The organism is uncultured Sphaerotilus sp., from assembly GCF_963924895.1.
Lineage (GTDB): Bacteria > Pseudomonadota > Gammaproteobacteria > Burkholderiales > Burkholderiaceae_C > Sphaerotilus.
The window spans coordinates 1-13,988 of record NZ_CAWURG010000004.1; the positions used below are offsets into that span (position 1 = coordinate 1).

The 13,988-nt window shown below is 70.3% G+C and carries 10 protein-coding genes; 4 read left to right on the plus strand and 6 right to left on the minus strand.

The genetic code is table 11. The features are described from left to right. The first annotated feature begins 6 nt into the window (after window positions 1-6). Complete coding sequence (locus AABN02_RS01840) at window positions 7-123, plus strand: zinc ribbon domain-containing protein (RefSeq protein ID WP_338413229.1); 117 nt, start codon at window positions 7-9, stop codon at window positions 121-123. A gap of 178 nt (window positions 124-301) precedes the next feature. Here the strand turns inward: AABN02_RS01840 and AABN02_RS01845 are convergent, their stop codons facing one another. After that, window positions 302-1,048, minus strand: a complete 747-nt coding sequence (locus AABN02_RS01845) for a Crp/Fnr family transcriptional regulator (protein WP_338413220.1) — start codon at window positions 1,046-1,048, stop codon at window positions 302-304. Between the two features lie 189 nt (window positions 1,049-1,237). Here AABN02_RS01845 and uvrA point away from each other — a divergent pair, with 189 nt between their 5' ends. Further along, complete coding sequence (gene uvrA, locus AABN02_RS01850) at window positions 1,238-4,168, plus strand: excinuclease ABC subunit UvrA (RefSeq protein ID WP_338413221.1); 2,931 nt, start codon at window positions 1,238-1,240, stop codon at window positions 4,166-4,168. Here the strand turns inward: uvrA and AABN02_RS01855 are convergent. After that, window positions 4,149-5,183: a GGDEF domain-containing protein gene (locus AABN02_RS01855; RefSeq protein ID WP_338413222.1), complete on the minus strand. Its 1,035-nt coding sequence runs from the start codon at window positions 5,181-5,183 to the stop codon at window positions 4,149-4,151. The two genes, uvrA and AABN02_RS01855, sit on opposite strands and share 20 nt — an antisense overlap. Window positions 5,184-5,437: 254 nt before the next feature. On the opposite strand from AABN02_RS01855, the gene AABN02_RS01860 reads away from it, so the two are divergent. Continuing rightward, window positions 5,438-7,480: an EAL domain-containing protein gene (locus AABN02_RS01860; protein WP_338413223.1), complete on the plus strand. Its 2,043-nt coding sequence runs from the start codon at window positions 5,438-5,440 to the stop codon at window positions 7,478-7,480. A gap of 79 nt (window positions 7,481-7,559) precedes the next feature. Beyond that, entirely contained in the window at window positions 7,560-9,977 is a 2,418-nt protein-coding gene (locus tag AABN02_RS01865; protein ID WP_338413224.1) for an EAL domain-containing protein, read from the plus strand. Here AABN02_RS01865 and AABN02_RS01870 read toward each other — a convergent pair. The 4 genes from AABN02_RS01870 to AABN02_RS01885 all read right to left on the minus strand — a co-directional run. After that, entirely contained in the window at window positions 9,961-11,856 is a 1,896-nt protein-coding gene (locus tag AABN02_RS01870; protein ID WP_338413225.1) for a nucleoside-diphosphate sugar epimerase/dehydratase, read from the minus strand. The two genes, AABN02_RS01865 and AABN02_RS01870, sit on opposite strands and share 17 nt — an antisense overlap. Beyond that, window positions 11,853-12,449 carry a sugar transferase gene (locus AABN02_RS01875; protein ID WP_338413226.1) on the minus strand — a complete coding sequence of 199 codons (597 nt, stop codon included), beginning with the start codon at window positions 12,447-12,449 and terminating at the stop codon, window positions 11,853-11,855. Before AABN02_RS01875 ends, AABN02_RS01870 begins: the two co-directional genes overlap by 4 nt. A gap of 7 nt (window positions 12,450-12,456) precedes the next feature. Beyond that, on the minus strand, window positions 12,457-13,641 hold the full coding sequence (locus AABN02_RS01880; RefSeq protein WP_338413227.1) for a DegT/DnrJ/EryC1/StrS family aminotransferase: 1,185 nt from the start codon (window positions 13,639-13,641) through the stop codon (window positions 12,457-12,459). Between the two features lie 135 nt (window positions 13,642-13,776). Continuing rightward, window positions 13,777-13,988 (minus strand): hypothetical protein (locus tag AABN02_RS01885; RefSeq protein ID WP_338413228.1); only part of this gene is annotated, 212 nt, incomplete at its 5' end.

The following is a 13,988-nucleotide window of genomic DNA, read 5'->3' on the forward strand; positions in this document are numbered from 1 at the left end:
CTTGGAATGAGGCGGTGGACTTGCTGCGAGTGCGGGGCGAAACACCACCGCGACGTGAACGCAGCCAAGAACATCGCCGCGCGCGGGCATGCGCGTCTCGCAGGAGGAATCCCCGTCCTTTAGGGCGGGGAGGATGTCAAATGGCGAAGGCACTCTGGAACGGCCCGGCGCTGCGGGGGGCAGGCTGCTGGCCTTGATGGCGGCGGCGCTGTTCGGTATCGGCACGCCCATGTGCCAGATACGCACCATGCGCACCTGCACTGAAAGTGGGTGAGTGCCTGATGGATGTTCTGCGGAAGCCTCACCGCCCCGCGCAGTCGACCTTCAGCGCCTGCATCAGCGCGTCCATGTCCAGCCGGGCATGGCGCGCATCCACCGCGTGCAGCACCCCCTCGCGCCGCAGCGCCGACACCAGCCGGCTCGCCGTCTCGAAGGTCATGTCCAGCATCGCGCCCATCTCCTGGCGCGTCGGCATCCAGATGCGGCCGTGCGGGTCGCCGAACTCGCTGAGCTTGAGCAGCAGCCGCAGCATCCGGTGGCGTGCCGGGCCGCGGGCGAGTTCGGTCAGCCACTCGTCGGCGTCGTCGAGCGCGCGCTGCCAGCGCTTCATCAGGTCGCGGGTGATCTCGGGGTGGCCGATCGACAGCTCGTCGATCAGCGCCCTCGGGATGCGGCAGACGTGCACCTCGGTGCAGGCCACGGCGTCGGCTGCATAGGTCTGGTGCAGGATGGCCTCCAGACCGAGCAGGTCGGTGCGTCCGGCCAGCCGCAGGATGCGGCGCTCGCCCGCTTCGCTGGAACGCTCCAGCCGCAGCACGCCGCTGCGCACGGTGAACACGGCGCTGCCAGTGTCCTGCGCGGCGTAGAGCGTCTGGCCGGGCTCCAGCGTGATGTCGGCGATGCGGTAGTGGATCTGGGCCAGCGCGGCTTCGTCGAGCGCGCCGAACAGCGCGAACTGGCGCACACCGCAACTCGAACAGACCTGGGCTTGCGGGTTGTAGGGGCCGGACGCGGTCTTGAGGGGATAGATGGGGACGGGCTGGACCATGTTGGCGTGGTCGGATCGGGAGCGTTCGGACACACGGTGGAGTATCGCGTGTCCGGGCCCGTGCCGGGCGGACGTTCTTGCACAGCCCTGTCCTGTGCGGGTGATGCGCTCGAGATGGGGATGCTGCGCCCATCGCGCGGTGGCCGGTATCATGGCCGGTTGCCCTTGCGCCGCCGGAAGTTGCCTGTCATGCCCCTCGAATCCCCCAAGCCGCCTGTTGCGTCGCCTGCCCGCCAGTCGCTGATTTCCGTCCGCGGTGCCCGCACCCACAACCTGAAGAACATCGACCTCGACCTGCCGAAGAACGCGCTGGTCGTGATCACCGGGCTGTCGGGTTCCGGAAAATCGAGCCTGGCCTTCGACACGCTCTACGCGGAAGGGCAGCGCCGCTACGTCGAAAGCCTGAGCGCCTACGCCCGGCAGTTCCTGCAACTGATGGACAAGCCCGACGTGGACGTGATCGAGGGCCTGTCGCCGGCGATCTCCATCGAGCAGAAGGCCACCAGCCACAACCCGCGCTCGACCGTGGGCACGATCACCGAGATCCACGACTACCTGCGCCTGCTCTACGCCCGCGCCGGCACGCCGTTCTGCCCCGACCACCACCTGCCGCTGGAGGCGCAGAGCATCAGCCAGATGGTGGACGCGACGTTGGCGCTGCCCGAGGAGATGAAGCTGATGGTGCTCGCGCCCGTGGTGCGCGACCGCAAGGGCGAGTTCGTCGAGCTGTTCGAAGGGATGCAGGCGCAGGGCTATGTACGCTTTCGCGTCGACGGCCAGATCGTCGAGGCGATCGAGGTGCCGCCGCTGAAGAAGACCGAGAAGCACGACATCGACGTCGTCATCGACCGCCTCAAGGTGCGCCCGGACGCGCAGCAGCGGCTGGCCGAGAGCTTCGAGGCGGCGTTGCGCATCGCCGAAGGCCGGGCGCTGGTGCTGGAGATGGACTCCGGCCGCGAGCACCTGTTCTCCAGCAAGTTCTCGTGCCCGGTGTGCAGCTACTCGCTGTCGGAGCTGGAGCCACGGCTGTTCTCGTTCAACTCGCCGGTCGGCGCCTGCCCGAGCTGCGACGGGCTGGGCCACGTCAACGTGTTCGACCCCGAGCGCGTGGTGGCGTTTCCGACGCTCAGCCTGGGCAGCGGTGCCGTCAAGGGCTGGGACCGGCGCAACGGCTACACCTTCTCCACGCTGGAGAGCGTTGCGGCGCACTATGGCTTTGACCTGGACCTGCCGTTCGAGGAACTCACGCCGGCGCACCGGCAGGTGCTGCTCTACGGCTCCGGCGAAGACGAGATCTCCTTCACCTACGCCGCCGAGGGCGCCAACGGCAAGAAGCGCAGCGTCAAGCGGTCGCACCCCTTCGAAGGGATCATTCCCAACCTGGAGCGCCGCTACCGCGAGACCGACTCGTCGGCCGTGCGCGAGGACCTGGCGCGTTACCAGGCCAACAAGCCCTGCGCCGACTGCGGCGGTGCACGCCTGCGCCGCGAGGCCCGCAACGTGCTGCTGGCCGATGCGAACGGCCTGCCGTCGCGGGCGATCTTCGAGGTCGAGCACGCCACGCTGGCCGACTGTCTGGCCTATTTCGAGGGCCTGCAGCTCAAGGGCGCCAAGGCCGACATCGCCGACAAGGTGGTGCGCGAGATCCGGGCCCGGCTGCGCTTCCTCAACGACGTCGGCCTGAACTACCTGAGCCTGGACCGCAGCGCCGACACGCTGTCCGGCGGCGAGGCGCAGCGCATCCGGCTGGCCTCGCAGATCGGCTCGGGGCTGTCGGGCGTGATGTACGTGCTCGACGAGCCGTCGATCGGCCTGCACCAGCGCGACAACGAGCGCCTGATCGGCACCCTCAAGCACCTGCGCGACCTCGGCAACAGCGTGCTGGTGGTCGAGCACGACGAGGACATGATCCGCGCCGCCGACCACGTCGTCGACATGGGGCCGGGCGCCGGGGTCCACGGGGGCCGCGTGATGGCCCAGGGCACGCCGGATGACGTGGCGGCCAACCCCGATTCACCGACCGGCCGCTACCTGTCGCAGGTGATGCGCATCGAGCTGCCCGGCCAGCGCCGCCGGCTGCAGGACCAGGCGGATCCGCGCGTGCTGCGCGTCGTCAACGCCCGCGGCAACAACCTCAAGGGCGTCACGGCCGAGATCCCGGTGGGGCTGTTCACCTGCATCACCGGCGTGTCCGGCTCGGGCAAGAGCACGCTGATCAACGACACGCTCTACGCCGCCGTCGCCCGCAAGCTCTACCAGAGCCACCTGGAGCCCGAGGCGCACGACGAGATCGAGGGCCTGGAGCACTTCGACAAGGTCATCAACGTCGACCAGAGCCCCATCGGCCGCACCCCGCGCAGCAACCCGGCGACCTACACCGGTCTGTTCACGCCGATCCGCGAGCTGTTCGCCGAGATGCCCGCCGCCCGCGAGCGCGGCTACGGGCCGGGGCGCTTCAGCTTCAACGTGGCCGGCGGGCGCTGCGAGGCCTGCCAGGGCGATGGCGTGCTGAAGGTGGAGATGCACTTCCTGCCGGACGTCTACGTGCCCTGCGACACCTGCCACGGCAAGCGCTACAACCGCGAGACGCTCGAAGTCCTCTACAAGGGCAAGAACATCACCGAGGTGCTCGGCATGACGGTGGAGGACGCGCACGCCTTCTTCAGCGCGGTGCCGGCGCTGGCGCGCAAGCTGCAGACGCTGCTGGACGTGGGCCTGGGCTACATCAAGCTCGGGCAGTCGGCGACGACGTTGTCAGGCGGCGAGGCGCAGCGGGTCAAGCTGGCGCTGGAGCTGAGCAAGCGCGACACCGGCCGCACGCTCTACATCCTCGACGAGCCCACCACCGGGCTGCACTTCGCCGACATTCAGCTGCTGCTGCAGGTCCTGCACCAGCTCTGCGAGGCGGGCAACACGATCGTGGTGATCGAGCACAACCTCGACGTCATCAAGACGGCCGACTGGCTGCTCGACATGGGGCCGGAAGGCGGCGCGGGCGGTGGTCGTTTGCTGATCGCCGGGACGCCGGAGGAGGTGGCCGCGTGCGAGGGCAGCCACACAGGGCGCTTCCTGAAGCCGCTGCTGGCGGCAGCCGTGCGCTTCAGCCCGCCAGCACCGTGACCCGGTCCCGCCCGCTGTCCTTGGAGGCGTAGAGCGCCTGGTCGGCGCGTTCCATGAACGCGGTGCCGTTCTCGCCGGGACGGAACAGGGTCAGGCCGATGGAGATGGTGACGCGGGTGACCTCGGCATCTTGTCCTTGGCCCTGGCGGCTGACGCGGGCGCCGGCCACGCGGGTGCGCACGGTTTCGGCCAGTGCGCGGGCCTCCGACAGGCTGCGCGAGGGGATCAGCACGGCGAATTCCTCGCCACCGATGCGGGCGGCCAGGCAGTCCTCGGGCGTGGTTTCCTTCAGGATGGAGCCGATGGCGCGCAGCACGTGGTCGCCGTACGGGTGGCCGTGGGTGTCGTTGATGCGCTTGAAGTGGTCGATGTCGGCGATCAGCAGGCTGGGGCGCTGGTAGCGCTTCGCGGGGGTTTCTGCTTCCCCGATGCAGGTGTTCAGGCGCTGGTCGAAGGCGCGCCGGTTGGCCAGCCCGGTCAGGCTGTCGATGCGCGATTCCTCGTGGACACGGCGCAGTTCGGCCCGCAACTGGCTGATCTCGTTCTGGCTGTCGGACAGGCGCTGCTGCATCTCGGTCACGGCGATCTGCATCTGGCGCGTGGTGTTGAGCACTTCCTCCAGCGCGGGCGAGTGGGCGCTGCCTGCCAGCTCATGGCTGAGGCGGGACAGCGAGGTGCCGTACTGCGCCGTCTGGTCGCCGGCGCGGGCCGCGGACTCGGCCATGCCGGTCAGCACGGTCGAGACGCTTTCGGCGGTGCGCTCGATGAGCGTGGCGTCGATGCCGCCGCCGGACACGAAGCGGCGGTACATCGCGTCCGCCACCGCCTCGTCGAGTTGCAGGTGCTGGCCCAGGTAGCGGTCCATGGCCGTGCGCAGCGCCGTGTTTTCACCCCGGACGTATTCGTACCAGAGCGTGTAGTTCACGGGGTGCAGGGCACTGCCGTGGCGTTTCATGAGCTGGAGCGCCTGTCGCAAGACATCGGCACTCCGCTCCATGCTGTCGTGGTATTTCATCGGCGTAGGCATCCCGTGAACTCGCCAGGCACCAGCGAGTGTCTGGAGATGGTAGGGCGCGCCTTGCGGTCCGGTCGCCGAGAGTGCGGGCTGTCTGGTGCCCACTTCCCGGCCATGCCACCCCCGTGCGGCGGACGCCTGGCCGAGGCGGGTGTGGCTGGTTCGTGTGATCTGTCCCCCTATCCGAAGGGGGCGCGCGACCGGGTGCGCATTCAGTCCTTCCCCCGCGGTGGAGCAGCCGTGACAATTTTTACATGTCACGACAACCCGCTTGGCCACCACGCCCGAACCACGCCGTCCGGGCGGGTGCGCTGCTGGCGGCGCTGGCCGCGGCGGTGGTGGCTGCGGCCGTGTCGGAGCACACCTTCGTGCTGGGGACGCTGGTCGGTGCGCTGGTGGGGGCTGGCGTGCTGGTGCTGGTCATGTGGTCGCGCCATCGGCAGGCGCAGCGGCTGGCGCGCAGCGAAGCCGCCCGCAGCCAGGAAGCCACGGCGGCGCTGCTGCACGATTTCGAGACCCAATCCGACGCCTGGAGCTGGGCCGCCGACCGCGAGGGCCGCCTCACCCACGCCGCCGAGCGCATGGCCAGCGAACTCGGCTGCGGCGTGCCGGGGCAACTGCTCGGCCAGTCGCTGCTGCAACTGCTGCGCTTCGGCGAGGGCGGGCCGTCGCTGGCCATGCAGCAGGGTTTCCGCGACACGCCGGACCGCCAGATGCCGCCCGACCTCGTCTGGCTGATGGGCTCCCTGGCCGGCAAGGCACCGTTCCGCGGCGTGGAGGTGCAGGTGCGCAGCCCCGTGCGGCCGGCGCTGTGGTGGTCGATCAGCGGGGTGCCGGTGCTGGACGAGATCGGCCTGCACGTCGGCTGGCGCGGCGTGGTGCGCGACGTGACGACGCTGCACGAGCAGTCGCGCAAGCTGGAGCGGCTCGCGCACGTGGACACGCTCACCGGGCTGGCCAACCGCCACGTGCTGCAGTCGCGCACCGAACAGGCGGTGGACCAGCTGGCGCAAGCACCGGAGGCGACGGGCGAGGAGGCGCTCAGCCCGCTGTCGCTCTACCTGCTCGATCTGGACAACTTCAAGTCGGTCAACGACCACTTCGGCCACCTCGTCGGCGACCGGTTGCTGCAGGAGGTGGCGCAGCGGCTGCAGCGCTGCGTCGACGAAGGCCCGAGCGGCGGCGTGCTGGCGCGGCTGGGTGGGGACGAGTTCGCGCTGCTGATCGAGCAGCCCCTGCACATCGTCGAGCGCGAGGCGCTGGCGCTGGCGATGCTGGCCACGCTGCGCGAGCCGTGGACGCCGGAGGACCTGTGCATCGAGGTGCGCGCCAGTCTGGGCGTGGCCGCGTGGGCCGGGCCGGGCGACACCGCCTCGCTGCTGCTGCAGCAGGCGGACATCGCGCTCTACGAGGCCAAGGCTGCCGGGCGCGACATGGTGCGCCTGTTCGATGCGGCGATGGGCGAGCGCATGGTCGAGCGCCACCTCGTCATCCACGAACTCGGGCTGGCGCTGAACGCGGCGCAGCGGGCGCTGGCGCATCCCGACCGGCCCGAGCCAGACCTGCCCTGCGGCCGGCTGAGCGTGTACTACCAGCCGCAGCACGACGTCGCCGACGGCCGGCTGACCGGCTTCGAGGCGCTGGTGCGCTGGCGCCACCCGCAGCGGGGCTGGATCTCGCCGGCGCAGTTCATCCCGGTGGCGGAGGAGACCGGGCTGGTGGTGGCGCTGGGCGAGTGGGTGCTGCGCCAGGCCTGCCGCGACGCCGTCGACTGGGGCGGCGACGGCAAGATCGCCGTCAACGTCTCCGGCGTGCAGCTCGCCAGCCGGCACCTGGTGCGCACGGTTGCCCAGGTGCTCGCCGAGACGGGGTTGCCACCCTTCCGGCTGGAACTGGAAGTGACCGAGACCGCCGTGCTGGCGGACCCGGCCGCGGCACGCACGCGCATGCAGTCGCTGCGCTCGCTGGGCATCGGGCTGGGGCTGGACGACTTCGGCACCGGCTACTCCTCGCTGGCCTACCTGCGCACCTACCCGATCAACACGCTCAAGATCGACCGCAGCTTCATCACCGGGCTGGCCGCGGGCGCGCAGGCCGACATGATCCTGCGCACCATCATCCAGCTGGGACAGGGCCTGGGCATGAAGACGCTGGCCGAAGGCGTCGAGACCGTCGAGCAGCTCGACACGCTGCGCCGGCATGGCTGCCTGCAGGTGCAGGGTTACCTGTTCGCCGCGGCCATGACGGCCAAGGACGCCGCGGCTCGTGTGCTCCAGGCGCGCCGGAGCATGGCCTGAAGTGCGTAAATCGCGATAATTGGCGCCTTGCCAGTTGCGCTTCCGCCATGACCTGTTTCTCCCTCCGATCGACCCGCGTGTGAGCAGTCTCGCTGTCGACACGAGCCTGAACAGCGGCGAGTCCCGCTGGTCGGATGCTGCAGAGCGGCGTCACCACGACGCCCGCCTGATGCAGATGCTGCTGCGCATCGCGCCGGTGGCGGCGCTGGTGGATGGCGGGCTCGGGCTGCTGGCGGCATGGGTGGTCTACCCGGAGCTGGGCTGGGGGCTGCACATGGTGTGGCCCTTCGGCTTGTCGGTGGTGGCCACCACTTACGGCGTCACCAGCCTGCTGCTGCTCGGCCGTCCGCTGGAGGAACTGGCCTGGTTGTCGGTGCGTCGGCGTCTGTCCGTGCAGATCGTGCTGCTGGCCGTGATGTTCTCCGGCGTGGCCATCGTGCTGTTCCCGGTGGTCGGCCCGGACCGCCGATTCCTGCTCGCGGTGATGGCCTGCGGGGTGATCCCGGTCGGCACGCTGGCCCTGGCGCCGGTGCGCAGCTTCGCGCTGCTGTGGCTGCTGATCACGTCCACCGGTGTCCTGCTCGGACTGGCGCAGATCGAGCCGTTTGTTCGCAACGTCACGGCCGGGATGCTGTTGATGATGGACCTGCTGCTGCTGGCGCTGGTGCAGTCGGTCGGCAACGGCATGCTGGCGCAGCTGCGCGCCGAAACCGCGGCGCTGCGGGGCCGGCAGTCGCTGGACCTGCTGCTGCGCGATTTCGAGACCCAGGCCGACGACTGGCTCTGGGAGACCGATGCGGGCGGACACCTGCGGCATGTCGCTTTGCCGATGGCGCGGGCGCTGGGATTCGACGAAGGGGATCGCCTGATCGGCACCCGGTTGACCGAGGTGCTCGGGGTGCGCACGGCCGTGTCGGCACTGGCAGAGCGCCTGCGGGAGCCGAAGCCGTTTCGCAGTCTGGACCTGACGCTGTCTGCGCACCGTTCGCAGGACACGCCGCGGATCTGGAGCCTGAGCGGCGTGCCGGTGTTCGACGGCGACGGCGCACCAGCGGGCTGGCGCGGTCTGGTGCGCGACGTCACGCTGCTGCGCGAGCAGACGCGCGAGCTGCACCGGCTGGCGCGCACCGACATGCTGACCGGCCTGTCCAACCGGCATGTGCTGCAGCAGCGCAGCGCCGAGGCGGTGGCCCGGTGCGCATCGGGCGACTGGCCGGAGCGGGGGGCGGACGCGGTGGCTCCGCTGACGCTGTGCCTGATCGACCTGGACCACTTCAAGGCCGTCAACGACACACTCGGTCACGCCGTCGGTGACCGGCTGCTGCAGGAGATCGCTCGCCGCCTGACCGACTGTGTCGCGGGCTGGTCGCAGCCGCAGCCGCAGAACGTGGTGCTGGCGCGGCTGGGCGGCGACGAATTTGCGCTGCTGATCGACCATGCGCTGACGCCGGCGACCCGTGACGCGCTGGTGGGCGCGCTGCTGGCGGCGCTGCAACCGGCGTGGGTGGTGGAGTCGCTGCGGGTGGAGGTGCGGGCCAGCATCGGTGTGGCGTCCTGCGGTGGGAACGGCATCGACGCCGACCGCCTGTTCCAGAACGCCGACCTGGCCCTGTACGAGGCCAAGGACGGCGGGCGCAACCAGTTCTGCGTGTTCGACGCCGCCATGCGCGGCCGCATGAACCGCCGCGCCGGGATCATCCGGGACATCGGCCTGCTGCTGGCCGCACCAGGAGCGACCCACGCGACGGCCGGGCAACTGGCCGTGCATTACCAGCCGCAGTACCGCCTGGCCGATGGTCGGCTGGTGGGGGCCGAAGCGCTGCTGCGCTGGCGGCACCCGCGGCACGGCTGGATCGAGCCCGGCGAGTTCATTCCGATTGCCGAGGAGACGGGCCTGATCGTGCCGCTGGGCGAGTGGGTCCTGCGCCAGGCCTGCGCCGAGGCGGCGGACTGGCCGGCGTCGGTGCGGCTGGCGGTCAACCTGTCGGCGGCGCAGCTGGGCCTCTACGGGCTGGAAGCCATGGTGACCACGGTGCTGGCCGACAGCGGCCTGGCGGCGCCGCGGCTCGAACTGGAAATCACCGAGACAGCGCTGATGCACGACCCGGACCGCGCGCTGGCCTGCGTGCAGGCGCTGCGGGCGCTGGGTCTGGGCATTGCGCTGGACGATTTCGGCACCGGTTACTCGTCGCTGGCCCAGCTCGCCACGCTGCCGGTGGACACGCTGAAGATCGACCGCAGCTTCGTCGCCGCGCTGGGCCGCGAGGGCGGCGGGCAGGCCGAGGCCATCGTGCGGCTGATCGTGCAACTGGCCCGCACCATGGGCATGCACACGCTGGCCGAAGGGGTCGAGACCGACCGGCAGCGCGCCGTGCTGCGGGCCTGTGGCTGCGAGCTGGTGCAGGGCTTCCTCTGCGGCGCCGCGCTGGAGCCGCAGGCGCTGCGGTCCCTGCTCGCGCAAGTGGCGTCCTCGGACGCGGTCAGCGATCCGCGTTGAGTGGCAGGCCGGCGCGGGCGGGCTGGTATTCGCCCACCAGCCGGGCCAGCCGCTCCCGCACCTCGTCGTCCGGTGCGGTCGAGCGTTCGGAGGCCCAGTCGAGCAGCGCCTGCACGTCCTGTCCGCGGTCGTCCAGCCGCGCGATGCGCAGCCGCTCGAAGCGCGTCGGCAGCGTCGCATCCGCGTCCGCCAGCAGCTCCTCGTAGAGTTTCTCGCCCGGCCGCAGCCCGCTGAAGGCGATCGGGATCTCGGCCAGCGTGTGGCCGCTCAGCCGGATCAGGTCGCGCGCCAGGTCGACGATCTTCACCGGCTCGCCCATGTCGAGCACGAACACCTGCCCGCCTTCGCCGATCGCCGCGGCCTGCACCACCAGCCGCGCGGCTTCGGGAATCGTCATGAAGAAGCGCGTGATGTCCGGGTGCGTCACCGTCACCGGGCCGCCGCGGGCGATCTGTGCCTTGAACTTGGGGATCACGCTGCCGGACGAGCCGAGCACATTGCCGAAGCGCACGGCCATGAAGCGCGTGCGCCCACCTGCGGCGGCGACCTGCGCGGCGAGCTGGGAGATCACCATCTCGGCGGCGCGTTTGGTGGCACCCATCACGTTGGTCGGGTTGACCGCCTTGTCGGTGGAGATCAGCACGAAGCGCTCGGCGCCCGCCGCCGCTGCCGCGCTCGCTGCCCGCCACGTGCCCAGCGTGTTGTTGCGCACCGCGGCGAAGGCGTTGTCGTCCTCCATCAGCGGCACGTGCTTGTAGGCGGCGGCGTGGAACACCACCTGCGGCCGCACCCGGGCGAAGGTCACGCGCAGGTGCTCCGGGTCGCGCACATCGCCGACCAGCCGCACCAGCGGCAGGTGCGGGAAGGCTTCGGTCAGCTCCTGCTCGATGCGGTAGAGCGCGAACTCGCTCAGCTCGTAGAGCACCAGCCGCAGCGGCCCGTAGCGCGCCACCTGCCGGCACAGCTCCGAGCCGATCGAGCCGCCTGCGCCGGTGATGAGCACCACCTTGCCCGACAGGCACTCGCTGATGCCGCCCTCGTCGAGCTGCACCGGGGCGCGGCCGAGCAGGTCTTCCGGCTCGATCTCGCGCACCTGCGCCACCGCCTGGCCGCTGTGCAGCTCGGCGGTGGTCGGCACGGTGACGACCGGCAGGCCGGTGGCCGCGGCGAGGTCGAGGGCGCGGCGGCGGCGCTCCGGCGCGGCCGAGGGCAGGGCGACGATGACATGGGTGATGCCGTGCACCTCGGCCCAGCGGGTGGCGCTGTCGAGCGGCCCCAGCACCGGCACGTTGCCGATGCGGGCACCGAGCTTGCGCGCATCGTCGTCGAGCAGGCCGACCACGACCCAGCCGTGGTGCTGGATGCCGGCGATCAGCAGCTTGGCCGCGTCCCCCGCGCCCATGACGAGGGCGCGGCGCGTCTCGTGCATCGAGCCGGAGATGCGTCCGCGCATGTGCTCGTAGAGCATCCGGTAGCCGATACGCACCATCGCCAGCCCCATCAGCGTGATGACCGGATGTAGCGCCAGCACGGCGCGCGGCACCTGCGCGAGCTGCGCCATCAGCACGCCGACCGCGGTGACCATGCCGGCGATCCCACAGGCGATGGTCAGCCGCTGGATCTCGCCGAAGCCCGAGAAGCGCCACATGCCCTTGGGCACCTTGAGCAGCACGAACACGCCCAGGTAGACCGCGATCACGCCGACCAGCACCCAGCCGTCGTAGTCCGGGCGCGCGTTCTGCCAGCGCTCGAAGCCGAGCCGGAACAGGTAGGTGATGTTCCAGCAGGCGGCGATCATCAGCGCGTCGATGACCAGCGCCAGCGACTCGCGGTGCGGCCGGATGCGGGTGAGGAGGGTGTCGAGGTGGTGCCAGGTCATCGCGCAATGATCGCCCAGACGGTGCGGCCGATCAGCACCAGGTCGGTGCCGAGGCCCGAGCGGTCCACATACCGCGCCTGCAATGCCAGCTTGGTCGGCAGGATCACCTCGCGGTAGGTGCGCTCCGGGTCCGCGCTCTGTGCCAGCAGCGTGCTCTCGTCGCGGTATTCGATCGAGGCGAAATCGGTGATGCCGGGGCGCACCGACAGCACCTTCTCGCGCAGCTCCGCCGGGTAGAGCGCCACGTAGCGCGGCACCTCCGGGCGCGGGCCGACCAGGCTCATCGTGCCTTCGAACACGTCGAACAGCTGCGCCAGCTCGTCGAGCTTGGTGCGGCGCAGGAAGGCGCCGACGCGGGTGATGCGCGCATCCAGACCGACGGTGAGCTGCGGGCCGCGGTCGCCCGGGTCATGGGCCATCGTGCGGAACTTGTGGATGCGGAACTCGCGCCCACGCAGCCCCACGCGCACTTGGCGGTAGAACACCGGGCCGGGCGAGTCGAGCCTGATCGCCAGCGCGACCAGCGCCAGCGGCAGCGCCAGCACGGCCAGGCCGAGGCTGGACAGCAGCAGGTCGAACAGGCGCTTGGCCATTGGTCAATCAGCCGGTCAGTGCCTGCCGCAGCGCCGCCGCCACGCGCCGCACATCTTCTTCGGTCATGCGCGTGTAGAGAGGCACGCTCAGCATCCGCTCGTAGGCGCGCTGGCTGTGCGGATAGTCGGAGGCCTGCAGGTCGTAGCGTTCGCGCCAGTAGGGGTGCAGGTGCAGCGGGATGTAGTGGACGCTGCAGCCGATGCCGGCGGCGTAGAGCGCCTCGATCAGCGCGTCGCGGCCGATGGGCGCGTCGTCGGTCAGGCGCAGCACGTAGAGGTGCCACGAGTGCACCTCGCCTGCCGCGGGGCGGGGCGGCAGGATGAGCGGCAGGTCGGCCAGCAACGCGTCGTACAGCGCGGCGAGCTGCGCGCGCTTCTGCTGGAAGCCCTGCGCGCGCCTCAGCTGGTGGATGCCCATCGCCGCGGCGATGTCGGTCAGGTTGTACTTGAAGCCGGGTGCCACGATCTCGTAGTACCAGCTCGGCACCTTGGCGGTGAAGCGGTCGAAGGCGTCGCGGTTGATGCCGTGCAGGCGCATCACCTTCATGCGCGCCGCCAAGGCCGGATCGCGGGTCACGGCCATGCCGCCTTCGCCGGTGGTGATGGTCTTGTTGGCGTAGAAGCTGAAGACGGTGATGTCGCTGTCCAGCGTGCCGACCAGCCGACCCCCATGGGTGGTCGGCAGCGCGTGCGCGGCGTCCTCGACCACCTTCAGGCCGTGGCGGCGCGCGATCGCCAGCACGGCGTCCATGTCCACGGCCATGCCGGCGTAATGCACCGGGATGATCGCCTTGGTGCGCGGCGTGATCGCGGCTTCGATCGCCGCGGGGTCGATGTTCATCGTTGTCGGGTCGATGTCCACCAGCCGCACGTCGGCGCCCAGGTAGCGCACGACCTCGGCGGTGGCGGTGAAGGTGTGCGTGGTCGTGATGACCTCGTCGCCGGGGCCGATGCCCAGCGCTTCGAGGGCCAGGTGCAGCCCGGCGGTGGCCGAGTTGACGGCGATCGCCTCGATGCCCGGCTCGCCGAGGAAGGCAGCGAAGTCCTGCTCGAAGCGGCGCGCCTTCGGGCCGGTGGTGACCCAGCCGGACTTCAGGGTGTCGATGACCTCGGCGATCTCCTCGTCGCCGATCTCGGGCAGGGCGAAGGGCAGGAAGGGCAGGGCAGGCGCGGCAGGAGCGGGAGCAGTCATGGGGAGATCATTCGAGGGGAGCGGCAGCGGGGATGCTAAACGAAGGACCTTGCCGCTCAGCCGCTCAGCCGAAGCGGGGGCCCGGGTCGCGCCAATCGTCCATCAACGCTTGATAGAACGGCGACACCCTCCTGATCACCAGAAAGCGCGAGAAGCCCCGTCCTTCAGGGAGGGGAGGCAGAGCGCAGGCTCGCGCAGCGAGCCGTTGGCTTGGTGGTTGAGTTTCCTGTGGCATTGATGACTGTTTTTATATACAGTATTGATCATGTCCATTCGAGCCTTCCGCTTCCAGTTGCGCCCCAAGCCCGGCACCGCGCACGCCCTGCGCCGGTTCGCGGGCGCATGCC